The organism is Methanomassiliicoccales archaeon LGM-DZ1, from assembly GCA_030168595.1.
In the GTDB taxonomy this organism is placed as follows: domain Archaea; phylum Thermoplasmatota; class Thermoplasmata; order Methanomassiliicoccales; family Methanomethylophilaceae; genus Methanomethylophilus.
The window spans coordinates 249,096-272,397 of record CP115556.1; the positions used below are offsets into that span (position 1 = coordinate 249,096).

Annotated in this window: 19 protein-coding genes and 1 tRNA gene; 10 read left to right on the forward strand and 10 right to left on the reverse strand. The window is 59.7% G+C overall.

Annotated elements, in window-relative coordinates:
• Window position 1: 1 nt before the first annotated feature.
• From O8W32_01130 to O8W32_01140, 3 genes are all read right to left on the reverse strand, one after another.
• Entirely contained in the window at window positions 2-1,120 is a 1,119-nt protein-coding gene (locus O8W32_01130) for an iron ABC transporter permease (GenBank protein WII09448.1), read from the reverse strand.
• A 17-nt stretch (window positions 1,121-1,137) separates the two neighbouring features.
• A complete protein-coding gene (locus O8W32_01135) occupies window positions 1,138-2,289 on the reverse strand; it encodes a hypothetical protein (GenBank protein WII09449.1) in 1,152 nt (383 codons plus the stop codon).
• A 334-nt stretch (window positions 2,290-2,623) separates the two neighbouring features.
• Window positions 2,624-3,262, reverse strand: coding sequence for a TetR/AcrR family transcriptional regulator (locus O8W32_01140; GenBank protein ID WII09450.1), 639 nt, complete (start codon window positions 3,260-3,262; stop codon window positions 2,624-2,626).
• Window positions 3,263-3,589: 327 nt separating this feature from the next.
• Here O8W32_01140 and O8W32_01145 point away from each other — a divergent pair, with 327 nt between their 5' ends.
• The gene (locus O8W32_01145) at window positions 3,590-4,711 is read left to right on the forward strand and encodes an IS110 family transposase (GenBank protein ID WII09451.1); all 1,122 of its coding nucleotides are present in this window, start codon (window positions 3,590-3,592) and stop codon (window positions 4,709-4,711) included.
• A 467-nt stretch (window positions 4,712-5,178) separates the two neighbouring features.
• Here the strand turns inward: O8W32_01145 and O8W32_01150 are convergent.
• Window positions 5,179-5,255 (reverse strand) — tRNA-Ala (locus O8W32_01150).
• Between the two features lie 198 nt (window positions 5,256-5,453).
• Between O8W32_01150 and O8W32_01155 the strand changes: the two genes are divergently transcribed.
• The 3 genes from O8W32_01155 to O8W32_01165 all read left to right on the forward strand — a co-directional run bounded on the left by O8W32_01155 (window position 5,454) and on the right by O8W32_01165 (window position 7,549).
• Window positions 5,454-6,125, forward strand: coding sequence for a TetR/AcrR family transcriptional regulator (locus tag O8W32_01155; protein WII09452.1), 672 nt, complete (start codon window positions 5,454-5,456; stop codon window positions 6,123-6,125).
• A 271-nt stretch (window positions 6,126-6,396) separates the two neighbouring features.
• Complete coding sequence (locus O8W32_01160; GenBank protein WII09453.1) at window positions 6,397-6,675, forward strand: hypothetical protein; 279 nt, start codon at window positions 6,397-6,399, stop codon at window positions 6,673-6,675.
• 418 nt (window positions 6,676-7,093) lie between these two features.
• The gene (locus O8W32_01165) at window positions 7,094-7,549 is read left to right on the forward strand and encodes a nucleoside 2-deoxyribosyltransferase (GenBank protein ID WII09454.1); all 456 of its coding nucleotides are present in this window, start codon (window positions 7,094-7,096) and stop codon (window positions 7,547-7,549) included.
• 8 nt (window positions 7,550-7,557) lie between these two features.
• Here the strand turns inward: O8W32_01165 and O8W32_01170 are convergent, their stop codons facing one another.
• The 3 genes from O8W32_01170 to O8W32_01180 form a co-directional block, all read right to left on the reverse strand.
• On the reverse strand, window positions 7,558-8,007 hold the full coding sequence (locus O8W32_01170; protein ID WII09455.1) for an NfeD family protein: 450 nt from the start codon (window positions 8,005-8,007) through the stop codon (window positions 7,558-7,560).
• Window positions 8,008-8,010: 3 nt separating this feature from the next.
• On the reverse strand, window positions 8,011-9,096 hold the full coding sequence (locus O8W32_01175) for an SPFH domain-containing protein (protein ID WII09456.1): 1,086 nt from the start codon (window positions 9,094-9,096) through the stop codon (window positions 8,011-8,013).
• A 173-nt stretch (window positions 9,097-9,269) separates the two neighbouring features.
• Window positions 9,270-14,828, reverse strand: a complete 5,559-nt coding sequence (locus O8W32_01180) for a MucBP domain-containing protein (GenBank protein WII09457.1) — start codon at window positions 14,826-14,828, stop codon at window positions 9,270-9,272.
• A 392-nt stretch (window positions 14,829-15,220) separates the two neighbouring features.
• Here O8W32_01180 and O8W32_01185 point away from each other — a divergent pair, with 392 nt between their 5' ends.
• The 3 genes from O8W32_01185 (at window position 15,221) to O8W32_01195 (ending at window position 18,217) form a co-directional block, all read left to right on the forward strand.
• Window positions 15,221-16,342 carry an IS110 family transposase gene (locus O8W32_01185; GenBank protein WII09458.1) on the forward strand — a complete coding sequence of 374 codons (1,122 nt, stop codon included), beginning with the start codon at window positions 15,221-15,223 and terminating at the stop codon, window positions 16,340-16,342.
• 721 nt (window positions 16,343-17,063) lie between these two features.
• Window positions 17,064-17,810, forward strand: a complete 747-nt coding sequence (gene gpmA / locus O8W32_01190; GenBank protein ID WII09459.1) for a 2,3-diphosphoglycerate-dependent phosphoglycerate mutase — start codon at window positions 17,064-17,066, stop codon at window positions 17,808-17,810.
• 86 nt (window positions 17,811-17,896) lie between these two features.
• Window positions 17,897-18,217, forward strand: a complete 321-nt coding sequence (locus O8W32_01195; protein ID WII09460.1) for a hypothetical protein — start codon at window positions 17,897-17,899, stop codon at window positions 18,215-18,217.
• A 93-nt stretch (window positions 18,218-18,310) separates the two neighbouring features.
• Here the strand turns inward: O8W32_01195 and O8W32_01200 are convergent, their stop codons facing one another.
• Window positions 18,311-19,318, reverse strand: a complete 1,008-nt coding sequence (locus O8W32_01200; protein ID WII09461.1) for a hypothetical protein — start codon at window positions 19,316-19,318, stop codon at window positions 18,311-18,313.
• A 52-nt stretch (window positions 19,319-19,370) separates the two neighbouring features.
• Here O8W32_01200 and O8W32_01205 point away from each other — a divergent pair, with 52 nt between their 5' ends.
• Window positions 19,371-19,631, forward strand: coding sequence for a GNAT family N-acetyltransferase (locus O8W32_01205; protein ID WII09462.1), 261 nt, complete (start codon window positions 19,371-19,373; stop codon window positions 19,629-19,631).
• Here O8W32_01205 and msrB read toward each other — a convergent pair.
• Together msrB and O8W32_01215 are read right to left on the reverse strand one after the other, a co-directional pair.
• Window positions 19,595-20,611, reverse strand: a complete 1,017-nt coding sequence (gene msrB, locus O8W32_01210) for a peptide-methionine (R)-S-oxide reductase MsrB (protein WII09463.1) — start codon at window positions 20,609-20,611, stop codon at window positions 19,595-19,597. The genes O8W32_01205 and msrB overlap by 37 nt on opposite strands.
• 28 nt (window positions 20,612-20,639) lie before the next feature.
• Window positions 20,640-21,050, reverse strand: a complete 411-nt coding sequence (locus O8W32_01215; protein ID WII09464.1) for a hypothetical protein — start codon at window positions 21,048-21,050, stop codon at window positions 20,640-20,642.
• 78 nt (window positions 21,051-21,128) lie between these two features.
• Here O8W32_01215 and O8W32_01220 point away from each other — a divergent pair, with 78 nt between their 5' ends.
• Entirely contained in the window at window positions 21,129-21,857 is a 729-nt protein-coding gene (locus O8W32_01220; protein WII09465.1) for an ABC transporter ATP-binding protein, read from the forward strand.
• A complete protein-coding gene (locus O8W32_01225; protein ID WII09466.1) occupies window positions 21,854-23,074 on the forward strand; it encodes a SufD family Fe-S cluster assembly protein in 1,221 nt (406 codons plus the stop codon). The genes O8W32_01220 and O8W32_01225 overlap by 4 nt, the downstream gene beginning before the upstream one ends.
• The last annotated feature ends 228 nt before the right edge of the window (window positions 23,075-23,302 follow it).

Here is a 23,302-nt window from a genome sequence, read left to right on the forward strand (position 1 = left end):
ATCACCATGCCCTCCTGCGCTGCTTGACGATCAGGTACAGGAACATGGGGCCGCCGATGAGAGCGGTGACCACTCCGACCTGGAGCTCAGCAGGCGCGATTATCGTCCTGCCGACGAAATCGGCGACCTCCAGCAGCACCGCGCCGAACATCGCCGAGGAGATCACGAGGTAGCGGTTGTCCGCCCCCACGAATATCCTGCAGATGTGCGGCGAGACCAATCCGACGAACCCGATGAGGCCGGTGAAGCTCACCACGACTGAGACCATCACTGAGACGACGAGGAGCAGGACGATCCTGAAGTCCTCGACGTCTATCCCCATGGACTTGGCCGAGTCGTCGCCGGCGGAGAGGATGTTCAGCTTCGCGGCGCACATCTGGGTGACTGCGACGCCTGCGACGGTCACGGCCGCCATCAGCGCTATGCTGTTCCATTTGGCGTCGCTGACCGTTCCGACCGTCCAGGCGTAGATCTTAGCCAGGGAGTCGGGGTCGGCGTTGAGCTTGAACAGGGTGGTGAACGCGTTGAAAATGAACATGACGGCGATCCCCGCCATGATCATGGTCGTCGGGTCCGCGCCCTTGATCTTGGATATGGTCAGTATGACAGCGAGGGGGATGAGGGAGAACACGAAGGCGTTGACCACTATCGCATAGTCCCCCGCCACCAGGGAGACTCCGGCGACCACCGCGATGGTGGCACCGAAGCCGGCCCCGCTCGATATGCCTGTGGTGTAAGGGTCGGCCAGAGGGTTCTTCAGGAGGGTCTGCATGGCGCATCCGGAGACCCCCAGGGCGCATCCGGTCACCAGGGCGGTGACGATGCGGGGCAGGCGCTCCTTCACCACGATGTAGTCGAGCTGCGTGTCCCCGATGTCCCCCGTGATGTGGTCCCAGAGGATGCTGTAGCATTCGGAGAACGGGATCTTCATCGTCCCGTATCCGAGCGAGAGCCCGGCGACCGCTACGGTCGCGGCGACGCAGACGAACATGAAGCCGAGCTTCCTGAGCGCCGAAGTGCGGTATTCCTTCACCGCCCGGAAGATGTCCGCAGCTTCCCCGGTGCCGTCGCACCAGAGCTTGGCCGATCTGACCACCGGGTCGTCGTCCGACATGTCCATGCCCCGCCGTCATCTCCTCAGGAGGTCCCGTATCCGGATCCGGTGTACGTGTATCCCTGCCTGGCGTCCGCTCCCGAGCGGATTCCGAAGCTGTCCAGGTACTCCTGGAGGCAGTCGAGGGCCTTCTCGGTGTCGAACATGTCGGGGTACAGGTACGAGGCGAGGATGTAGCATCCTGCCGGCCCGGCGGCATAAGGCATGATCTCGAACGAGATCGCGTACAGGGTCTGGTTCTTGTACTGGCTCGTCTCGGGGAACAGTGCCTTGTATATCTCCTCGACATAACTGTTGAAGCCTTCGTAGGTGACGCTCGCCGGCTTCTGGAACATGACGATGACCTCATCAGTCGCGCTCGACGAGAATCCCTCGTAGCCGAGGCTGGTGAAGTTGGTCTTCCCGACGTAGGCTTCCTGGAAGTTGATGATCTCGTTGAACCAGAGAGCAGGTCCCTGATCGGACCCGAAAGCGGCGATGGTGCTCTGGTCCGTGCTGTATCCCCTGACCGCGGTCACCGTCTTCTTCTCGGTGATGCCGCTGAAGCTGTCGATGATGTTGTCGTACCACTCGCGGTAGTCGTCCGAGAGGGACTGGTCTCCGAGCATGCAGGCGACCTCGAGGATCCCCTCGATGCACCTGGGCCCCTGGCAGGGGACGATGACGATCGACACCTTATCGGCTATGCCCGATTCATAGGCCTTGTCCCAGAGGTAATCGCTGTTCTGGCCTCCGGTCCATTGGAGAAGGGTGTCCAGCTTGCCCTCGCTGTTGAGCTTGGTCATGGTCTCGACGGTGATCTCCCTCCAGTTGCCGAGGGATTCCAGTTTGGTGATACCGGGGAACATGCTGTCGCCGTACATGGTGGGCGTCGTGGTATCGATGGCGGTCAGCATGCTGTAGGAATGGATGATCGGGAGGATCTGCAGCTGAAGATACTCCGCCCCGATGTTCTGCCCTATGGGATAGTTGACATAGGTCACATTCCCGTAGTAGTTAAGATAGTACATCCTCGCCGACTCCCTGTCGATGAACTTCTGTACGAGTGCGGCATCGTCCGCATCCACATCGCCGTCGTTGTCGGCATCCGCGAACGGATACTGGGTCTTCCAGTCGATGTGCTTCGTCTCATCCTCGTCGCTGTTGGCCTCGATGATCCTGTTTATGAGGTCCACATCATCGGAATCTATGGCGTCGCTTCCGTCGGCGTTGCCGAGGATCTTGAGGCGGACGTCATCCGAATCATAGGGGTTGAACGTCTTGTCGTTTCCGCCGTCGTCCCCGAGGACGGCTATGGCCGCTATCCCGGCGACGGCGATTATTACCGCGGCAGCCGCGGCGATGATGATCTTGCTTTGGATTATACCACCAACATTGGATGACTAATCCAATCTATTAAAACGAAATCCGAAGCGTAAAACAATTACAGAATGCGGCAGGAATGGATTGGAAAGGCATCCCGCAGAAGTCACAGATCAGGGAAGATGTGCGGATAAAATACCGGCCGCATCATTCTAGCATGCCGGTCAGACGGGCCATCTGGCCGTAGAATACCTGCCTGAACGTCCTGTCCGAAACGATCCTGCCGGCAGCTCTGATGGCTTCCTTCTGTTTATCGGAGAGATAACTCACAGGATATGTTCCGTGGAAAAGGATCAGTATTCCTTCGATGAAACAGCGCGAGTCCTCAGCCGACGTCCCGGGGAACCTGTTGGCTATGAGATCTGCCATGCGGTCATTGAACTCGAAGTACTTTTTCTTGAAGGCCGATATCCTTTCGATCCTGCAGCCCTCTTCGATGTTCCTCAGATCGCTGAACATCAGGAAAAGGTTCTGATAGCGGTCGGATACATCCGTTATGATCTTGCAGAGGCCGTTGGCCGTCAGAGAAGGCGCAGAATCTGTTCCCGCGAAGATCTCACCGTACCATCTGACGAAATAACGCTCGAAGAGGTCGAGCATTACCTCTTCCTTGGTCGCATAGTAGTTGTAGATGGACGGGCGCGTGAAGGAAGTCTTCTCCGATATGGCCTTGAAGGTCACTGCATCGAATCCTCCGGCCATGTAGATCTGCTCGCAGGCATTGACGATCTCGTTGCGCCTTTCAGCGATCTGCTCTGCAGTCCTAGCACGGATGAAATCCTTCATCAGGGCACTGATTAGTTTGATGGAGATAAAAACGTAACGGGGCTGTGATTATTATTGTGCATCCCGTCCCCTTCGTGATTATTGCAATCAGGATTCTTTCCGGAAAGGCCTGGGTGCTGAAGGAAAACCTTCGACGTCTCCGTGTTTTTTCCGCAATAATGGCCACAATCTTAATCTGCTGAAAAGACCGCCCCATTCAAAAAGCGACCTGCTGATTCATAGTTGCAACAAAAAACCGCAGGCCGAGAGGAATATCGCCGACCTGAGATAAAGATTGGCGCCTCGGCAGGCCTCCGGGGAAGGTTGCGGCAGGGAGGCAAGGAAAGCTTGAGGATAGCGATCGGGATGGACCTGCACAAGAAGACCGCGGTATGCTGCGCGGTCCATGCGGGCCCGGGGAAGCCGAGCGAAGACGAGGAGGAGTTCCTGAGGCGCTTCAACAGGGACCACGGCACGCAGCCGTCGGAGCCCGAGGACATAGCGCGGATCGCGGAGGCGCTCCGCGGGCATGAGGCGCATGTCCTCATCGAGAACTCCACGAAGACGCACGAGACCTACTGGGTCCTGACCAACCTCGGGATCGACACGGTCGTGGCGCAGGCCCAGGACCTCTACCGGATCACCAAGTCCGTGAAGAAGACCGACGCCAACGATGCGGCCGAGCTCGCGGGGTACATGCGGCGGAGGCTGAACGGCGAGCGCGAGTTCGCCGTCTGCAAGATGCCGTCCCCGGTCTGGATGGAGCGGCGCGAGATATGCCGCGCGGTCCTCGCGGAGAAGAGGCACCTGGCGGACCTCAAGCGCCGGGCCAGGATGCACATGCTCCTCCACGGGATCAGGCTGAGCAAGGATTACTCCGACATCTTCTCGAAGAAGGCGATGAAGGAGATGTGGGACTCGAGGGACACCTGCCTGAGGCTCCTCGTGTCGGAGGCGAGGTCGATAAAGGCCCGCACCGACGAGGAGGCCAGGCTGATCCGGGCGACGTTCGGGCACATCACCGACTTCGACCTGGTGATGAGCATCCCGGGGTTCGGCGCGGTCTCGGCCGCGTACGCGGTCTCTATGATCATCGACGTGAAGCGCTTCGGGTCGTCGGCCCAGCTGGCGGCGTACTTCGGCCTGGTGCCGAAGGTGCGCGAATCGGCGGAGACCTCGCACCGGTGCGCGACCACGCACCGCGGCGACAGAGAGATGCGCAGGCTGCTGTGCCAGTCGGCGATCGTCCACGTCCGCACCGCCGAGGACTCGGTGGTCTCGGCCCTCTACAACAGGCTGAGGGCGAGGGGGGTCTCCCACCGGGAGGCCCAGGTGGCGGCCGCGCGCAAGCTGGTGACCGTGGTCTGGTCGGTGCTGAGGAACCGCAGGCCCTTCAGCACCGACAGGGAGCTCCTGGAACGCTCCGCCGAGATGGCGGAGGAAGCGGAGGGGGATCCGGCGGCGGACTGAACCCCTGATATGCGGGCGCCGAGCGCGGGCATCCCGGGGCCTTAATCGCCGAGCACCATTTGGCCGCCGCATCAGCGGCAGGCCGAAGCAAAAGATGGCGCAAAGCCGAGGGACAGCCGGATACGCGGTGAGGTCCTCCGTCCCGGAGGGGCGGATGGGCGTGAATAAGATGGCGGCCCGGCGGAGATCCCGCCCGCACGAGAGCTGAGGCACAGCACCTGCAGAAGGCGGTCGCACAGCGGAAGCTACGCAAAGTTTAACCAAAACGGGGCTGATAATGTGGTTGGCGGGCGCTGCCTGAATGGAATAATGCACTACAACTTGCAGTAAATTTTCAGTCATATCCCGAACTGCATCGATCCGCAGATAGCGTCATGTATTCCGTTCAGTCCGTCCCGGATATCGATTCATCCGACGGGGCAGAACGGAATCGAGGAATACGCAGATTTGCTTGATTGGTGTGATGATGGTGGACAAGGCGCGATTCGAACGCGCGGCCTCTGCCTTGCGAAGGCAGCGATCTACCGGGCTGATCTACTTGCCCAATGAAAATCCCGGCAAACTCCGCTAACAGAGCAAAGGATATAAAACTTTCAATCGGTCAGCGCGGATCCAGCCGACAGCCGGACCGCAAGTGCCAGCCATAATTATCAGAACAGGACGGGACGGCTGCAAAACATCCTCTCCGGTTTCAATAAAGTTATTTCCCCGAGTGACTTCAGCTTTTGCAAAGGGAAAACTGATGGCCACCAACGCGGAGCTCACGGAGATCTCGAGGCAGAAGATAACCGATGCCTTCTGGGACATTGTGTTCGAATCAGGCCTGAACGCAGCGAACGTGAGGACCGTCATGGCGCGCACAGGCATGAACCGCTCCACGTTCTATGAGCACTTCAGCAGCATCCAGGACCTCATGGAAAAGGTTTCGGAGGATATCCTCTCATTCATCCGGGAGAATGGAGAGAGGATAATCGAGGAGGAGATGATGACCGAGCCCCCGGACTTCGAAAGATTCGTCACCGATTTCTTCCAGAAGTTCAGCAGGAAGGCCATGTTCCTCATCGGGAGCGGCGCTGTCCCTGAATTCCTTCCGAAATTCAGGGACGCCCTCAAGCCGCTGGTCTTCAAGACTTACAGCATCGAATGCCCTAAAGAGGATGAGGGCCTCATCATGTCATTCGTCATGTCTGCCCTCATGGGAGCGTCCTACAACCTTCTCGACATCGGCCCCGATACCGACATCTACGCTATGCTCAGGAAGGCGCAGGGGCTCATACTCAACGGCATCAGGCAGTACATCAAAGACGCTCATCGAGCCTTCGGGCGATACAGGAGAATTCTTCCTGACGGAGATGAAATGTGCGGCGATCAGCAGGGCTGCCGAGAACATCATCAGGCCTGCGTACCCGATTAAACATCCGTAATCGGGGGAAGATGTCCCTATGGATGTCAGCGAGTCGATGTCTACAAATCCAGTCAGCGAGAAGCAGTAGAAGTAATCGCACCAATCCGCGCCTGCCCCTGCCATCACCATCGTCGGGAAACTGAGGATCCCCAGCATCGATGACAGCAGACTCAATGCTGACAGGCCTCCTCCGAACATCAGCATCTTCTTCGGATCGGAGAACAGGCTTACTCCCAGGTATGCAATGCTCGCGAATCCCATTGCAAGAAGGAACATACCCATGTATCCCACGGGAAGGAACGCATACCCGTCCAGGTCCCCGTTCTTCAGAAGGACCAGCGCCATGTGGACGAAGAGCAGGACGGTTTCCACTGCAGCAGCCGCGAGGGCGATGGCGGCCAGCCTGTACTTGATCCTGCCGGCGACAACGCACTGCCCTCTCATTCTCGGGATGATCTCGAGCAACGCCGCAGACCCCAGCCCGCAGATCATCGCCGGAACCACTCCGGTGGCTTTGAAGTACATCCGGCTGTACATGGATCCCATTCCGGCATTGTAGTTCGTCGTCGACACTGCGATATTGTTCACGAAGAGGCAGAGGAAGCAGCCCATTACCAGAGAAAATGCGATAATGGGGCGCAGCCTCAGGAAATACCTCTTGACGTAGTGTTTGAATTCGCTTTCCATGAAGATCACTTGTTTTCCGCGATTAACTTGTACAACATTGTGTTGTATAATTTGCACAACACTATGTCTTGTAAATATAGCTTTGCTTGATCCCGGAAGGAACCTGGCACGGACGTGCTGTACGGCAAATGAACTCCCTTCAGCCGCAGACTGAATGCTAATTCGCATGCCCGGGCATTTCAGGAATCATCTGCATGAATCGGCCCCTGAATGAAGCCGCAGAATGTGCCAGATTGCATAAACAGCATCTCCGCAAAGGTCTATACCCATGTTCGGAGATACTGTGCGGAATGCCGATGAAGAGATTCTACCTGGCCGGACCGCTGTTCTGCGATTCTGAGAGGACCTACAATCTGAAGCTCAGGGACGCGTTCGCCGAAGAAGGCCTCGAACTCGTCCTTCCCCAGGAATGCCCGGCGGAGATAGACGCTGCCCGCATGGATGATGCAGAATACGCTTCCTCGAAGGCAGCGGAGGTGTTCCGCAGCGACATAGAGCTCCTGGAGTCCTGCGACGGTCTGGTGCTCAACCTCGACGGGAGGGTCCCCGACGAAGGGGCATGCGTCGAGCTCGGCTATGCGCTGGCGCGCGGGAAACCCTGCTTCGGCATCAAGACCGATGTCCGCACCGCCGAGTACGGGATAGACAACATGATGATCTCGGGGCCTCTGGCCGGACGCACCGCCCGCAGCGTCGGGGAGCTTCTGGCACTTATTACAGAAGAGGGGCGCAGGGCCCCGAGGTAAGAGGTTTCTCAGTCCTTCTTGGGGACCACGTGCACGTGGACCCCCTCGGAACTGTCTACAATGACCTTCGTGCCGGCCGAGATAGGCTCGTCGGAATCCGCGCTCCAGGTATCAGAGCCGATCTTGACCTTGCCGCGGATGTTATCCGGCGTGACCTTGACCGTCACGACCCCCTCCTTCCCGACCAGGGACTCGGAGACCGTCGTCGACGGGGGCTCCGGAGCGCCCAGGCGCTTGTAGAGGTATATCGTGCCGGCGGTCACGGGCACGGCCGCGACTATGGCCACCGCCGCGGTCACCCAGGTGAACAGGTCGTCCTGATCGGCCAGCCCGAACGCCCCGACGATGACGAGCACCCCGCCCGGGATGAGCAGATACCCTCCGGGGAAGAACGCTTCCGCAGTCAGGAGGATCAGCCCGAAGGCCAGGATGATCACGGCGGCGACCAGCTCCTCCATGGCTCACACCCTCGGCGCTTCAGGCGCGGCCATGGCGGATGACTCGTCCAGGTCGTCCTGCACGTTCTTCTTGAAGGAGTCGGTCTCGTTCCTGATGTCCTCCTGGGTCGGGATGGGGCCGAGCACCTCGTCAGGGTCGCCGACGGCCTTCTTCACGCTGTCGATGTCGGACACGGCACGGTCCGGGACCCTCTGGGCGGAGCCCATGTAGTCCGAGATCCCCTCGACCAGCCTGGTGAGCTCCATCGGGAAGAAGAACTTCGAAGATTGGCCCTCGCCGACGGCCTTCAGGGTGTCCATCGACAGGACGGACAGGGCCTTGGAGTCCATGGCCGCGGCTCCGACAGACATGATCCTGAGCTTCTGGGCCTCTCCCTGGGCCTCCAGGATGGTCGCCGTCCTCTTTCCTTCGGCCTCGAGGATCATCGACTGCCTGGTACCCTCGGCCTCGAGGATCTTGGACTTCTTCTTACCCTCGGCCTCCAGGATGGCGGCCCTCTTCTGGCCGTCCGCTTCAAGGATGGCGGCGCGCCTCTTCCTCTCAGCGGAGGTCTGCTCCTCCATGGAGTCCTTGACCTTGGCGGCCGGGTCGACCTCCTTGATCTCGACGTTCTCCACTCTGACGCCCCACTTGTCGGTGGCCTCGTCGAGGGTGTCCCTGAGCTGGACGTTGATGCTCTCCCTGTTGGAGAGGATCTCGTCAAGCTCCATCTGGCCGATGACGGAACGCAGTGTGGTCTGAGCGAGGTTGACAGTCGCTATGTGGTAGTCGGTGACCTCGAAGAACGCCTTCTCCGGGTCTATGACCTTGATGTAGATGATTGCGTCCACGGAGACAGGAGAGTTGTCCTTGGTGATGACCTCCTGCTTGGGGACGTCCAGGACCTCTGTGCGGAGGTCCAGCTTGACCACCTGGTTGATCAGGGGGCAGACAAAGTTCAGTCCCTGGTTCAGTACGCGCACGAACTTCCCCAGGCGCATGTATATCGCCTGCTCGTAGGGCTGCACGATCTTCACTCCGCTCGCCACTGCCACGACAATGGCGAAGAGGATCACGATTGCAATCGATATTACGGTCGCTGCGTCCATCGGTTAAACACCTATGGAAATGTATGCATCTGCGCATATTATACTGATTCGATGTTACGGACCGGCGATCCGATGATTGACATCATGGGGAAGATGAACAAAAAGGGAGATGGCTGGGCCCCGGGATTCCCGGGGCCGGCGGAGTTTCCCCCGCTCCCGGTTAAAAGGTTTGATCAGTACTTCCCGCTGCGCTGTGCGAGGAAGACCGCTCCGAAGACGGCGATAACAATGACAACCGCGACGATGAGCGCGAAGATGAACTCATCATCATTGTCGTCGGAGGGCTCTTCGTACATGATTGCGTAAGTCGAGAAGTGGCCAGTGGTGAAGGTGACCGTTCCGTCATCCGAGTAGTCGCAGTCGAAGGTCTCAGCCACCTGTCCGTCGTAGATGTATGCGATGTATAGGCCGGCTGCGTCCCTTCCATCGGCAAGGGCGTAGGGGAGGGTGACGGTCGCGGTTCCCTCACCGAAGTTGGTGTTGGAGCCGAAACTGATGCTGTACACAGTTCCGTCTCCGACGATGTTCCTGACCGCATCGGTCAGTTCGTCGGTGGGAATCTCATCGGCAGTGAGCTCTGCAGCCCCGGTACCGAAGTTCCTGATGGCCGCATTGTCGAACACAACAGTGATGCCGCTGCCGATGGAGACCTCCAGGGTAACGTTCTCGTCGGATTCGGCGGAGCTGACGATCGCCTGTATGCTGTCGGAGGAGATCGGAGCACCATCCGCGTCAACATTGACGGAAATGATGTCAGTTTCACTGTCGGCATCGGGAATGACAACGTCCCAAGTTGCAACGAGGGTCACATCGTGGGCAGGCATCTCGAACGGGAAGGTGCAGGCACTGCCGTTGAGGAGCCATCCTGCGAAGACGTAGCTGCCTTCCCTGACGGGGTCGGCGGGCGCGGTCACAGAGGAGTTGTACTCGACGGTAAGCTCGGAGAGTAGGACATCGCCCGCCGTGAGGTAGGTGAGGACGTAGCTGTTGATGCTGTAGGTGTAGGTCACGACGTTCTTCGAGACATCGGAGGCGATGGTGATCGTCTGGGTCTGTGCAGGCGCGGTGTATCCGTCGATCGCAGGGATCTCGGGGGTGACATCGGTGCCGAAGACGGCCTTGCCGGTGGCGGCATCAGCGATCTCATTGCCGTCGGCGTCCACGTACTTCACAGTGTAACCGTAGCTGTTGATCGTGTAGACGTAGGTCACGACATTCTTCGTTTCATCGGAGGCGATGGTGATCGTCTGGGTCTGTGCAGGCGCGGTGTATCCGTCGATCGCAGGGATCTCGGGGGTGACATCGGTGCCGAAGACGGCCTTGCCGGTGGCGGCATCAGCGATCTCATTGCCGTCGGCGTCCACGTACTTCACAGTGTAACCGTAGCTGTTGATCGTGTAGACGTAGGTCACGACATTCTTCGTTTCATCGGAGGCGATGGTGATCGTCTGGGTCTGTGCAGGCGCGGTGTATCCGTCGATCGCAGGGATCTCGGGGGTGACATCGGTGCCGAAGACGGCCTTGCCGGTGGCGGCATCAGCGATCTCATTGCCGTCGGCGTCCACGTACTTCACAGTGTAACCGTAGCTGTTGATCGTGTAGACGTAGGTCACGACATTCTTCGTTTCATCGGAGGCGATGGTGATCGTCTGGGTCTGTGCAGGCGCGGTGTATCCGTCGATCGCAGGGATCTCGGGGGTGACATCGGTGCCGAAGACGGCCTTGCCGGTGGCGGCATCAGCGATCTCATTGCCGTCGGCGTCCACGTACTTCACAGTGTAACCGTAGCTGTTGATCGTGTAGACGTAGGTCACGACATTCTTCGTTTCATCGGAGGCGATGGTGATCGTCTGGGTCTGTGCAGGCGCGGTGTATCCGTCGATCGCGGGGATCTCGGGGGTGACATCGGTGCCGAAGACAGCTTCTGCAGCGACAGCGTCCCTGATGGAGTTGCCGTCGGCGTCCACGCACTTCACGGTGTATCCGTAGCTGTTGATAGCGTAGGTGTAGGTGTAGACGTTCTCGGCCTCGACCTCAGTGATCTTGACAGATCCCTGAGTTGCAGGCGCAGTGTAGCCATCGACATCGATGATAGGCGCTTCGACGGTGGCTCCGTAGTCTGCCTTGCCGGTGGCGGCATCGGCGATCTCGTTGCCGTCGGCGTCCACGTACTTCACGGTATAGGAGTACTGGTTGACGGCGGTGGTAGCCTCAATCTCGACGTCCTTCGCGGGCATCGTGAACTTGCCGTCCTCGATGGCGACATCGTCGGATGACCAATCGGAAACGGTGTAGCCGGTCTTCGCATACTTCTCGGCGACAGCGACCGCGGACTTGTAGTCGTAGGAGACTGCGCCTTCGAGAACCACTCCGTCGACCAGATAGGTGACCTTGTAGCTATTGATGGCGTAGGTGTAGGTCACGATGTTCTTCGTCTCATCGGAGGCGATAGTGATCGTCTGGGTCTGTGCAGGCGCGGTGTATCCGTCGATCGCAGGGATCTCCGGAGTAACAATGCTGCCGAAGACAGCTTCTGCAGCGGTCGAGTCCTTGATGGACTTGCCGTCAGCGTCCACGTACTTCACGGTATAACCGTAGCTGTTGATGGTGTATGGGTAAGAGAAGACATTGTCGGCCTCATTCTCAGTAATCTTGAGGATTACCTGAACCGTAGGCGCAGTGTAGCCATCGACAGCGATGATAGGCGCTTCGACGGTGGCTCCATAGTTTGCCTTACCGGTAAAGTCAGGAGCAATCTCGTTGCCGTCGGCGTCCACGTACTTCACGGTGTACCCGTAGGTGTTGATAGTGTAGACGTAGGTCACAACGTTGCTCTCAGGGTCAGCCGTGATGGTAAGGCTCTGAATCTCAGGCGCGGTATAACCGACAACAGCCGCAAGAGGGGCTTCGAAAGTCATACCGAAATCAGCGGTGCCGCTGACTGCCTCAGCAAGAACGTTCTTGTCCTTGTCAAGATAGTTGATGGTGTAACCGTACTTGTTAGGAGTCTTAGTGGCCTTGAAAGTGACATCGGAAGTGCCGATGACGAACTTGCCGTCAGTGACCTCGATGTCATCAGTGGACCATGGGGTGATCGTGTATCCGGTCTCCTCAAGAGCCTCGCGGACTGAAACTTCTGACTTGTAATCGTAGTTCTCGATCTCGCCGACTGCCTCGCCATTGACGAGGTAGGTGACCTTGTACTGGTTGATGACGAGCTTTCCGTCATCGTTCCAGGAATAGCCGATAGGAGCAGACAGCTTAACATCAGCGGCCTTGGTCATTGTTGCATTGCCGTTGTACAGAATCGGATATTCGCTGAAGGTTCCGCCGTTGATCTCGATGGTGCCATTATCATCCGACACGCTGAGGAAGTAGCCCTTGAAATCTCCGCCCGAAATCGTCAGCTTTCCGATATCAGTGGCAGCATCGCATCCGCAATTGATGATTGCGCGGTAGACCTTGCCGTCGTCTGCGATCGCATCGAAGATGCCGCCGGTGATGGTTGCAATGTTGTGGTTCAGAACGCAAGCCTGCGTGACGTTCTCGAAGGTTCCTCCGTTGATTTCGAGGACCCCGCCGTCGTCGTTCTTGACGGTGTTGATGCCGCCGGAGAACGAACCGCCGGCGATGGTCAGCGAGGGAGCGGCCTGGTTGGTGCCCTCGACATAACCGCTCCTGGAATCAGTGGCGGGGTAGTCGTAGTATCCGTTCTCAATGAGGCTCGAGAAGTGCCCAGTGGAGTAGACAGTGGCATCCATGATTGTCATAGAGCCGTGGTTCACCAGGTTGTAGTACGAGTTGCCGTTGCCGGATTCTTTCGTGTTGTCTGCTTCTGCAGAGCGGATGAAAGTACCGTTCAGGATGGTCACGGTGCCGTTGTTGAAGACATCGGCCTTGCCGTTGGTGACGTTATCCACTGTTCCTTTGCCGTTCGAGCTGTCCTTAATGGTGAGCTCGGCCCCGGACGCTACTGCGATCGTGTCGGACGATACATTGGTCAGCTTGTAACCGTTGAGGTCGAGTGTGACAGAGCCTCCGTAGTCCTTGGCCACGATGATGTCGGCAGTGACGTCGCCGGAGAGGGTGACGTCGGCGTCGTCCGTCAGGATGATCCTTCCGATAGCCCCGGAGATCTCCAGCTTGCCGAGGTCTGTGGGTTCGTTCTTGTCGCCCTCGCAGTAGATAACGGCCGTGGCCGAATCGGAGACCTTGTAGGTTCCTCCAATGATCGAAGCATTCCCGTAGGTCATGACACAGTACTGGGCGACGTTGGAGAAGGTTCCTCCGGCAATCTTGAGGATTCCTCCGTCGTCATTCTTGACGGTATTTTTACCGCCTGTGAATGAGCCTCCGGTGATGGTCAGCTCGGGGTTAGCCGCGTTGATGCCCTCGACATAACCTTCCCTGGAGTTGGTACTGGTGTAATTGTAGTATCCGTTCTCGATGAGGCTGGAGAAGCTTCCGCTGTTCTCGAAGGTGCCGTTCTCGATGGTCATGATGCCGTGGTTGAGGACGGTGTAGTAGGAATTGCCGTTGGCGGAACCGTTGGTGTGATTCTCGCCGATGGTGCCTGCTTCCAGAGAGCGGGTGAACTTACCGTTCTCGATGACGACAGTGCCGTTGTTGAAGACGTCGGCCTTCCCGTTGGTGAGGTTGTCGACGGTGCCGTTCCCAGTGATAGTAAGGCTGGCCCCGAGCGCCACTGTGATGGTGTCATCGGAGGCGTTGGTCAGCTTGTGGCCGTTCAGGTCGATGGTGGCGGCGCCGCTGCCGCATACGATCACATCGGTAGTGACGTCTCCCGAGAGGGTAACGTCGGCGTCGTTCGCCAGTATGATCTTGCCGAGGTTCCCGGAGATCTCCAGCTTGCCGAGATCGGTGGGAGTGTCCTTGTCGCCCTCGCAGTAGATGGTCGCTGTGGCCGAATCGGAGATCTTGAAGGTTCCGCCAGTGATAGAGGCGTTCGAGTAGGTCATTACACAGAACTGCGTGACGTTCTCGAAAGTGCCGCCGACGATGGTGAGTTCCCCACCGTCATCGTTCTTGATGGTGTTGATGCCACCGGAGAACGAACCGCCAGATATTGTGAGCTCGGGCATATCGGCGTTGACGCCGTCGATATGTCCTTTCCGGGAATCGGTACTGGAATAATCGTAGTAGCCGTTATCGATCAGGCTCGAGAAGTGCCCAGTGGAGTAGACAGTGGCATCCCCGATGGTCATCTTCCCGTGGTTGACGATGTTGTAGTAGGAGTTGCCTCCGCTGTCATTGGCGTCTTTGCCGGCCTCCATCGAGCGGGTGAAGGTGCCGTTCTGGATCGTGACGGTGCCGTTGTTGAACACGTCCGCCTTCCCGTGGGAGAGGTTGTCGACGGTCCCGTTCCCGGTTATGGTGAGCTCGGCTCCGAGCGCAACGGTGATTGTGTCGTCCGAAACATTGGTCAGCTTGTGGCCGTTGAGATCGAGGACCACATTGCCAGCAGCGATCGTTACGTCTTCTTCGACGTCTTTGGCAAGCTGTATGTGGTCTCCATTCCCTGCTTTCTCGAGAGCGGCTGCGTCGAGAGCGGCTGCGATGGTCGCATACTTTCCGTCCCCGTCGCCCACAACGAGGGTCTGGTATGCATCATCTGCAGCTGAATCCTCAGAGCCCTGTACGACCGCAGCCGCGGCGAAAACCATCGCCAGCGCGGCGATCGCAGACAGGATCGCTAGTTTCTTCGCATTCATATTATCATACTCTGCATCTTCGGAGCATCTCCTGCCTTTCCCACCCATCACAGAAGATGTACAGGTGCTCTTCAGGTGTTGAATAAAGGTCTGAGGTAACACAGCCTGCCGCTACCGCATGAGCCATCGCGCATGCGAACGATTCATTGCGGCAGTCAGTCCCCATAAACGACCATTCCTTGTTTCAAGGTAGGCTACAGGCCTTTGTCGGCCTGCGGTCGGACTCAGCCGCCTCCCGAACCCAGAGAAAGACCGCCCCATTCAAAAAGCGACCTGCTGATTCATAGTTGCAACAAAAAACCGCAGGCCGAGAGGAATATCGCCGACCTGAGATAAAGATTGGCGCCTCGGCAGGCCTCCGGGGAAGGTTGCGGCAGGGAGGCAAGGAAAGCTTGAGGATAGCGATCGGGATGGACCTGCACAAGAAGACCGCGGTATGCTGCGCGGTCCATGCGGGCCCGGGGAAGCCGAGCGAAGACGAGGAGGAGTTCCTGAGGCGCTTCAACAGGGACCACGGCACGCAGCCGTCGGAGCCCGAGGACATAGCGCGGATCGCGGAGGCGCTCCGCGGGCATGAGGCGCATGTCCTCATCGAGAACTCCACGAAGACGCACGAGACCTACTGGGTCCTGACCAACCTCGGGATCGACACGGTCGTGGCGCAGGCCCAGGACCTCTACCGGATCACCAAGTCCGTGAAGAAGACCGACGCCAACGATGCGGCCGAGCTCGCGGGGTACATGCGGCGGAGGCTGAACGGCGAGCGCGAGTTCGCCGTCTGCAAGATGCCGTCCCCGGTCTGGATGGAGCGGCGCGAGATATGCCGCGCGGTCCTCGCGGAGAAGAGGCACCTGGCGGACCTCAAGCGCCGGGCCAGGATGCACATGCTCCTCCACGGGATCAGGCTGAGCAAGGATTACTCCGACATCTTCTCGAAGAAGGCGATGAAGGAGATGTGGGACTCGAGGGACACCTGCCTGAGGCTCCTCGTGTCGGAGGCGAGGTCGATAAAGGCCCGCACCGACGAGGAGGCCAGGCTGATCCGGGCGACGTTCGGGCACATCACCGACTTCGATCTGGTGATGAGCATCCCGGGGTTCGGCGCGGTCTCGGCCGCGTACGCGGTCTCGATGATCATCGACGTGAAGCGCTTCGGGTCGTCGGCCCAGCTGGCGGCGTACTTCGGCCTGGTGCCGAAGGTGCGCGAATCGGCGGAGACCTCGCACCGGTGCGCGACCACGCACCGCGGCGACAGAGAGATGCGCAGGCTGCTGTGCCAGTCGGCGATCGTCCACGTCCGCACCGCCGAGGACTCGGTGGTCTCGGCCCTCTACAACAGGCTGAGGGCGAGGGGGGTCTCCCACCGGGAGGCCCAGGTGGCGGCCGCGCGCAAGCTGGTGACCGTGGTCTGGTCGGTGCTGAGGAACCGCAGGCCCTTCAGCACCGACACGGAGCTCCTGGAACGCTCCGCCGAGATGGCGGAGGAAGCGGAGGGGGATCCGGCGGCGGACTGAACCCCTGATATGCGGGCGCCGAGCGCGGGCATCCCGGGGCCTTAATCGCCGAGCACCATTTGGCCGCCGCATCAGCGGCAGGCCGAAGCAAAAGATGGCGCAAAGCCGAGGGACAGCCGGATACGCGGTGAGGTCCTCCGTCCCGGAGGGGCTGATGGACGTGAATAAGATGGCGGCCCGGCGGAGATCCCGCCCGCACGAGAGCTGAGGCACAGCACCTGCAGAAGGCGGTCGCACAGCGGAAGCTACGCAAAGTTTAACCAAAACGGGGCTGATAATGTGGTTGGCGGGCGCTGCCTGAATGGAATAACTGAACGAACAGGCCAGCGGCTCTTCGGCCTCTACCTGGCAAAAGTATCTAACCTAGAGTAATTTAATATTTCGACGGATAACATCCAGAAAGTTATAATTCGGTTTACAATCGCCATATTTTTCTAAGCAATTTATCCCTATAAACAATTGTAAACCAGTACATTTCCACGGATATGCGGCATCTCCGGAACTTCCCCTGAAACCGCGCATGAATGCCGTTTCCCGTATCGCTGATTCCTTTCTGCGGCATGATCGCGGCCGGCACAATACAGGTAAGAAACCAATATCGGGCTCGCCGGCGGTTCCCGGGCAGTCCTTCTGATCCTCTTATTCTCGCAGTATTCTCATAGCTTGGTTTATCTAAAAGCAGACCATCGCTCTCCCGTAGCCCCCGCGGGCAGGAAGTACCATGAAGCAGCTTGTGCTTGTCAGACACGGAGAGAGCGAGTGGAACAGCCTCAACCTTTTCACGGGCTGGACCGACGTGGACCTTTCCGAGAAGGGAAGGAAAGAGGCCGCCGAGGCAGGCCGTCTCATGAAGGCAGAGGGCATGGCTTTCGACAAGGTGTACACCTCATACCTGAAAAGGGCGATCCACACCGCACATCTGGCACTTGCCGAGATGGACCTCGAGTGGATCGAGGAGGAGAAGTCCTGGAGGATCAACGAGCGCCATTACGGCGCCCTTCAGGGGCTCAACAAGTCCGAGACCGCGGAGAAGTACGGGGAGGAGCAGGTCAGAATCTGGAGGCGCTCCTATTCCGTGAGGCCGCCTGCCCTGGCCGAGGACGACCCCAGGAACCCGGCCCGCGAGCCCAGGTATGCTGGCACTCCTGCCGAGGGCCATCCGCTCACCGAGAGCTTGGCCGATACCGTGGCTAGGGCGGTCCCCTACTACGAGTCCAGGATAAAGAAGGACATCGAGAACGGCAGGAAGGTCGTGGTCTTCGCTCACGGGAACTCCATCCGCGCCCTGGTCAAGTACCTCGACGGCATGAGCGACGAGGAGATCACCAAGGTCAACATACCGACCGGCGTGCCGCTCGTCTACACCTTCGACGATGCGATGAATGTCGTCTCGAAGAGGTACCTCGGGGACCAGGAGGCACTGGCCGCCAAGCAGGCGGCCGTCGCCGCCCAGGGCAAAAAACAATGAGAACCATGGTCCGGGCCGTATGATGCCGGCCCGGGCTGCGAACATTATATAACCTGCGTTCATGGATGGGCATACGAAGTGTTCATATGAGCGATGTCAAAGTCACTGTCGACCCCGGAGTATGCAAGCTCGGCACCGTCATCAACGCCAAGATGAGCGATGACATGATGCATGTGGATTTCCAGGTCGAGTCCGCCTGCCCGCACATAAACAAGCTCGCCCAGGAGGTCAAGTCCGTCGAGTACATGGACGTCATGGGCAAGAACATGCTGGAGAACCCCTTCTACCAGGCAGCTGCCAAATGCTGCCCCCACGCCGCATGCCCCGTCCCCTGCGCCTTCAACAAGGCCCTCGAAGTGGCCGCCGACCTCGGCCTCAAGAGGAACGTTGAGTTCAAGATCGAGTGAATTCCCGGCAGGGCGCCTTATAGCATGCGCCCTGCTCTCTGATCTTTTATTCTGAAATTCTGAACGGCACCGCTCCTTCAGGCGGAAGGACCGTCACGCATCCGAGTAATGTGCCAGAGCACGGAGGTTCTCATCGGATGCCGACGGCGGCACCCCGCATCCAGGAGCGATGATCCTGTATCCTGCTTCTGCAGATGCAAGCGCCTCAGCCTTCACATCTTTCGGCGTTCCGGTGTACAGCGGGCTGACGGGCCCGATACCCCCGATGAGGACCGTCCTTCCCTCCGCCTCCCTGACCGCCGTTGCGGTGTCGGTCTGCACATCGATCGATATCCCGTCGGCTCCGATGCGGGCCATTTTTCCTACCGTCTCCGTGCAGTCCCCGCAGATATGCAGCGTTTTGCAGCACTTCAGGGAGGAATAAATCGAACGCAGGCGGTCCCCGCACACGGCATCGAACTCATCCGGAGGAAGTATGTCGGGGGATGCGAGGCCGTCCGTTATCTGCACGCAGTCGGCGGCCTCGGCGCAGAGCTTCGCTTCCGCGGCTATGAGCGGCTGCACCGCCGAGATCCACCTGCCGATCAGCGGCATGTCGGACATGGTCCCCATGACCAGGTTCTCGATGCCCAGCAGGAGGCCGACGACCGACACCGGCCCGGCGACTCCGGATACGGAGAAGAGGTCCGGGCGCTCCTTCCCGGCCAGGCGCAGGGCCTCCGGGGCCAATCCGATCAAAGGAGAGGCGGCGAACTCCTCCGGAGAGGGCATGTCGGGCACGTCCGGGACGGCCCCGCTGTCCCTGTAAGGCGATCCGACGACCATCGGCTGGCTGCTCTTCCCGCAGTCCCTCACCCTGCATCCCAGCGACTGGGCCTCCGCGGTGATGGAGAACGGCACGCGGACGGTCGGGAACCCGAACGACCTCGAGGGCTCCAGCGCCAGCCTCGCCATGAGGTCGGCCCGGTAGTTGGCCTCCGGCCAGGCGGCCCCGCACCTGTCCATCTGGGAGACGGTCGCCGATTGGGTGAAGACGGCGGCAGGAGGCCGCTCTCCGTTCCCATCCGAAAATGCTCTGATGATGCGCTCCCTCGGTTCCATGAACAGAGGACGCTTCTGAAACGCTTATCTTTTCCGCATGCCATCCTCTGCCATGGAGCCTGAAATAACCCAGGACCGCTGCCGCTGCCGCATCTCGGCGATGACGGACGGGAAGGAGGTCGGATACCTCACCTATTCCATCGAAGACGGCAGGATGGACATCGAGCACACCGTGGTCGATCCCGCATGCAGGGGGCAAGGCATAGCCGGCATGATGGTCGACCGCGCTGAATCGTTCGCCGCCGAGGAAGGGCTGAAGCTGACGGCCTCGTGCTCTTACGCGGCGAAGAGGCTGGCGGACGGCGGGAAGTAAACTCGCCACATCTCCCTCTTCGGGCCGACGAGCGGGATGAGCTTCCCGTAGCCTTTCCTCTCCATGTCCTCGATCGGGATGAACATGAGGGAGGCGCTGTTCATGCAGTACCTCACGCCGTTGGGCGATGAGCGGTCGCCGTAGAAAACATGTCCCAGATGGCTGTCGGAGACCCTCCCGCGGACCTCCAGCCTGGTCACCGGGAGGGAGTGGTCCTCGCGGATGACGACCGCGCTCGGGTCTATCGGGCGCGAGAAGGCCGGCCATCCGCAGTGGGAGTTGAACTTGTCCGAGGATACGAAAAGGGGCTCCCCGCTCACCCTGTCCACGAATATCCCGCGCCTGAACTCCGCATCGTACTCGTTATCGAAGGGAGGCTCGGTCGCGGCATGCTGGGTCACCTCGTACTGCTCCGGCGTGAGCCTCTCCCTGATCTCCTCTTCGGCGGGGCGCCGGTAATCGCCCGGGTCGAATATCCTGCCCGCGGCCGCATCGATGGTCCAGGGCTCGATGTGGCAGTAGCCGTGCTCGTTCCTGTCCAGGTACTTCTGGTGGTACTCCTCGGCGCGGACGAACCTCTTCAGCGGCTCGAGCACGGTCATGAACGGGCTGTGCCTCCGTGCCTCGACCGCCGATATCCTGCGGACGGTCTCCTCCGACTCAGGATCCCCTTCTTTCCAGAATATGCATGACTGGTACTGCGGCCCGTAGTCCCCGCCCTGCCTGTCCTTCAGGGTCGGGTCTATGGACGAGTAGAACACGTAGACGAGGAAGTCCAGGCTGACCTCGGCGGGATCGTAGACCACGTGCACGGTCTCCCGGTAGCCGGTGGTCCTGCGGCAGACCGCCTCATAGGTGGGCTCCACGGACGGGTCCCCGTTGGCATATCCGGCCTCGGTGGACACGACGCCGCGGACGGATGACATCAGCTTCTCGGTCCCCCAGAAGCAGCCCCCTGCGAACCAGATCTCCTTCTCCATCGGACGATGTACCGTCTGCCGGCGATAATTACATTGCCGTCCCGTCTCGGCGGACCCTGAAGACGGCCGGGACCTGATGGCAGAGCTCCTGGCAACAGAAGACCATTATGGAATCGTCTAACGAGGCGATGAACCGCTCCTCGCCCAGCAGGCAGGCGGGGTCCTCCACGCAGACGGCCAGCGGGCCTTCTGCACCTGCCAGGACCTCCTCCAACGGGTGGCCCCGGCCGCACATTGCCGTCGGGAGGCCCGGAGCCTCCTGCGCGATCCTGTCCCTCACCTCGGCGAGGAGCTCCTCCTTGGGCACCCTGCGCCTGCCGAGGAGGATGCGCCCCCTGCCCCCGGGCGAGATCAGCGTGCGGACGGAATCCGCCGGCATGCCGCTGATGCAGGACCGCTCCCCTTCCATGACCCAGTCTATGCCGGCCGCGGTAATCATGGTTTCGCTTGATGCCGATGACAAAAAGTCCGCGTGGCGATAGAAGTATTTTTAGGGATGACCGAAATTCACTCAAACATGCCACTTCTTGAGATCAAGGACTTGCATGTCTCCGCCGGAGGCCGCGAGATCCTGAAAGGTGTCAACCTGTCGGTCGAAGAGGGAGAGACCTGCGTCCTCTTCGGACCCAACGGTTCCGGGAAATCGACCCTCATGAGCGCGATCATGGGATTCGGACAGACCACGGTCACCCGCGGGGCCATCATATTCAAGGGCAAGGACATCACGCACATGACCGTCGACCAGCGTGCGAAACTCGGCATCGGGATCATGATGCAGAGGCCCCCTAACGTCATCGGCGTCAAGCTGGGGACCCTCGTGGAGGCCACCGCCGCCAACGGGAAGGGGACCACGGGGCGCGAGAAGGAGTTCCGCATGTCCGATTTCATGGACAGGGACGTCAACGTCGGGTTCTCCGGAGGGGAGATCAAGAGGTCCGAGCTCCTGCAGCTCGCCGCTCAGGAGCCCGACTTCGTCATGCTCGACGAGCCGGAGTCCGGGGTCGACCTGGAGAACATCGGCCTCATCGGCAGGAAGGTCCATGAGCTCATCTACGGGACGGAGACAGGCATCGTCCGCAAGAGGAAGGTCTCGGCGTTCGTCATCACCCACACCGGGCAGATCCTCGACTACATGAGCGCGGACAGGGCGTTCGTGCTCATCCACGGGAAGGTCGTCCGCGAAGGCGACCCCGACAAGATCCTCGGCGAGATCAAGAAGAACGGATACGGAGTTGACGACGAATGACCCAGCGCGATGATTCTGAGATAAAGAAGGCACTCGGCAAGAAGGCCGCGTTCGGGTCGGACATCGACCTGGACCGCTACGAAGAGGGCGAGAGGGACAAGGCGGCCCCGATAGAGAACCTGGCCGATGCCCCCGACGACCTCAAGCTCAAGATGATCAACGTCGGCGTGGACACCGACGATTCCGCCCGCTCCGGGACCATCCTGTTCATGGACAACGGCATGACCCACTGCTCCAACAGGGCGCAGGAGGGGGTCATCATCGAGCCCACCAGGCTGGCGTTCAAGCATTACCCCTGGGTCAAGGGCTACTACTGGAAGGCCGTCGACCCTGCCAAGGACAAATACACCGCCAAGACCTATGAGGAGGACTCGGACGGCTACTTCATCTACGTCAAGCCGGGATACCACCTCAAATACCCCGTCCAGACCTGCATGATGCTGGGGCAGGACAAGTCCATACAGAACCTGCACAACATCATCATCGTCGACGACAACGCGTCCCTCGACATCATAACCGGATGCACCTCGGTCCATCATGCCAACGACGCCCTCCACGTCGGCGTCTCCGAGATGTACGTCGGGGAGAACTCCTCGATGTCCTTCACCATGATCCACAGCTGGAACACCCAGACCGCCGTCAGGCCGAGGACCAACGTCATGCTGAAGAAAGGCGCCAGGTACGTCAACAACTACATCGTCCTGGACCCTGTCGGCACCGTGCAGACCTTCCCCACCGCCTACCTCGACGGCGAAGGGGCGACCTGCAGCTTCAACACCATGTGCATCGCGCACGGCAACTCCAACATCGACACCGGGGGATGCGCGGTCATGAACGCTCCCAACACCGGCGCGGAGATCCTCAGCAGGAACATCACCTACGGAGGCAAGATGATCGCCCGCGGGAGGCTGGAGGGCAACGCGCCCGGGGCCAAGGCCCACCTGGAGTGCAAGTCCATCATCCTGAAGGACGGCGGCTCCACCCAGGCCATCCCCGAACTGATCGCCACCTGCGCCGACGTCGACATGACCCACGAGGCGGCGGTCGGAAAGATCGCCCAGGACCAGATCGAGTACCTCATGTCCCGCGGCCTCACCGAGGACCAGGCGGTCTCGATGATCGTCCGCGGCTTCCTGGTCGGCGGCATCAAAGGGCTGCCGTCGAACCTCCAGAAGGAGATCGACGCCGCCATCGACAAGGCCAGCGCCGGGAACTGAAACCTTTTCGGGCGGGAACCGGCCCGCCCATTGCTTTTTTCCACGTCTGGGTCTTTTCCTGTCACGCACCCCTTCGAGAATTCAGCCGCTGCAAGCCACGTCTATTCTTCCGCTCAAAGCGGAATGCGCCCCGGCTTGCCTGGGACTTATGGATGTCAGCCGACGCCGGCATTCGGGGATGAGAACTGAAGAGAAAGGTCAGGCCCGGAGGTTTCCGGGCCGATAAGA

What these genes read in the sequence shown, in the direction of transcription:
- O8W32_01130 (WII09448.1), bottom strand. Translation starts at nt 1,120, where the DNA reads ATGGACATGTCGGACGACGACCCGGTGGTCAGATCGGCCAAGCTCTGG.
- O8W32_01140 (WII09450.1), bottom strand. Translation starts at nt 3,262, where the DNA reads ATGAAGGATTTCATCCGTGCTAGGACTGCAGAGCAGATCGCTGAAAGG.
- O8W32_01155 (WII09452.1), top strand. Translation starts at nt 5,454, where the DNA reads ATGGCCACCAACGCGGAGCTCACGGAGATCTCGAGGCAGAAGATAACC.
- O8W32_01160 (WII09453.1), top strand. Translation starts at nt 6,397, where the DNA reads ATGTATCCCACGGGAAGGAACGCATACCCGTCCAGGTCCCCGTTCTTC.
- O8W32_01165 (WII09454.1), top strand. Translation starts at nt 7,094, where the DNA reads ATGCCGATGAAGAGATTCTACCTGGCCGGACCGCTGTTCTGCGATTCT.
- O8W32_01170 (WII09455.1), bottom strand. Translation starts at nt 8,007, where the DNA reads ATGGAGGAGCTGGTCGCCGCCGTGATCATCCTGGCCTTCGGGCTGATC.
- O8W32_01175 (WII09456.1), bottom strand. Translation starts at nt 9,096, where the DNA reads ATGGACGCAGCGACCGTAATATCGATTGCAATCGTGATCCTCTTCGCC.
- O8W32_01180 (WII09457.1), bottom strand. Translation starts at nt 14,828, where the DNA reads ATGAATGCGAAGAAACTAGCGATCCTGTCTGCGATCGCCGCGCTGGCG.
- gpmA (WII09459.1), top strand. Translation starts at nt 17,064, where the DNA reads ATGAAGCAGCTTGTGCTTGTCAGACACGGAGAGAGCGAGTGGAACAGC.
- O8W32_01195 (WII09460.1), top strand. Translation starts at nt 17,897, where the DNA reads ATGAGCGATGTCAAAGTCACTGTCGACCCCGGAGTATGCAAGCTCGGC.
- O8W32_01200 (WII09461.1), bottom strand. Translation starts at nt 19,318, where the DNA reads ATGGAACCGAGGGAGCGCATCATCAGAGCATTTTCGGATGGGAACGGA.
- O8W32_01205 (WII09462.1), top strand. Translation starts at nt 19,371, where the DNA reads ATGGAGCCTGAAATAACCCAGGACCGCTGCCGCTGCCGCATCTCGGCG.
- msrB (WII09463.1), bottom strand. Translation starts at nt 20,611, where the DNA reads ATGGAGAAGGAGATCTGGTTCGCAGGGGGCTGCTTCTGGGGGACCGAG.
- O8W32_01215 (WII09464.1), bottom strand. Translation starts at nt 21,050, where the DNA reads ATGATTACCGCGGCCGGCATAGACTGGGTCATGGAAGGGGAGCGGTCC.
- O8W32_01220 (WII09465.1), top strand. Translation starts at nt 21,129, where the DNA reads ATGCCACTTCTTGAGATCAAGGACTTGCATGTCTCCGCCGGAGGCCGC.
- O8W32_01225 (WII09466.1), top strand. Translation starts at nt 21,854, where the DNA reads ATGACCCAGCGCGATGATTCTGAGATAAAGAAGGCACTCGGCAAGAAG.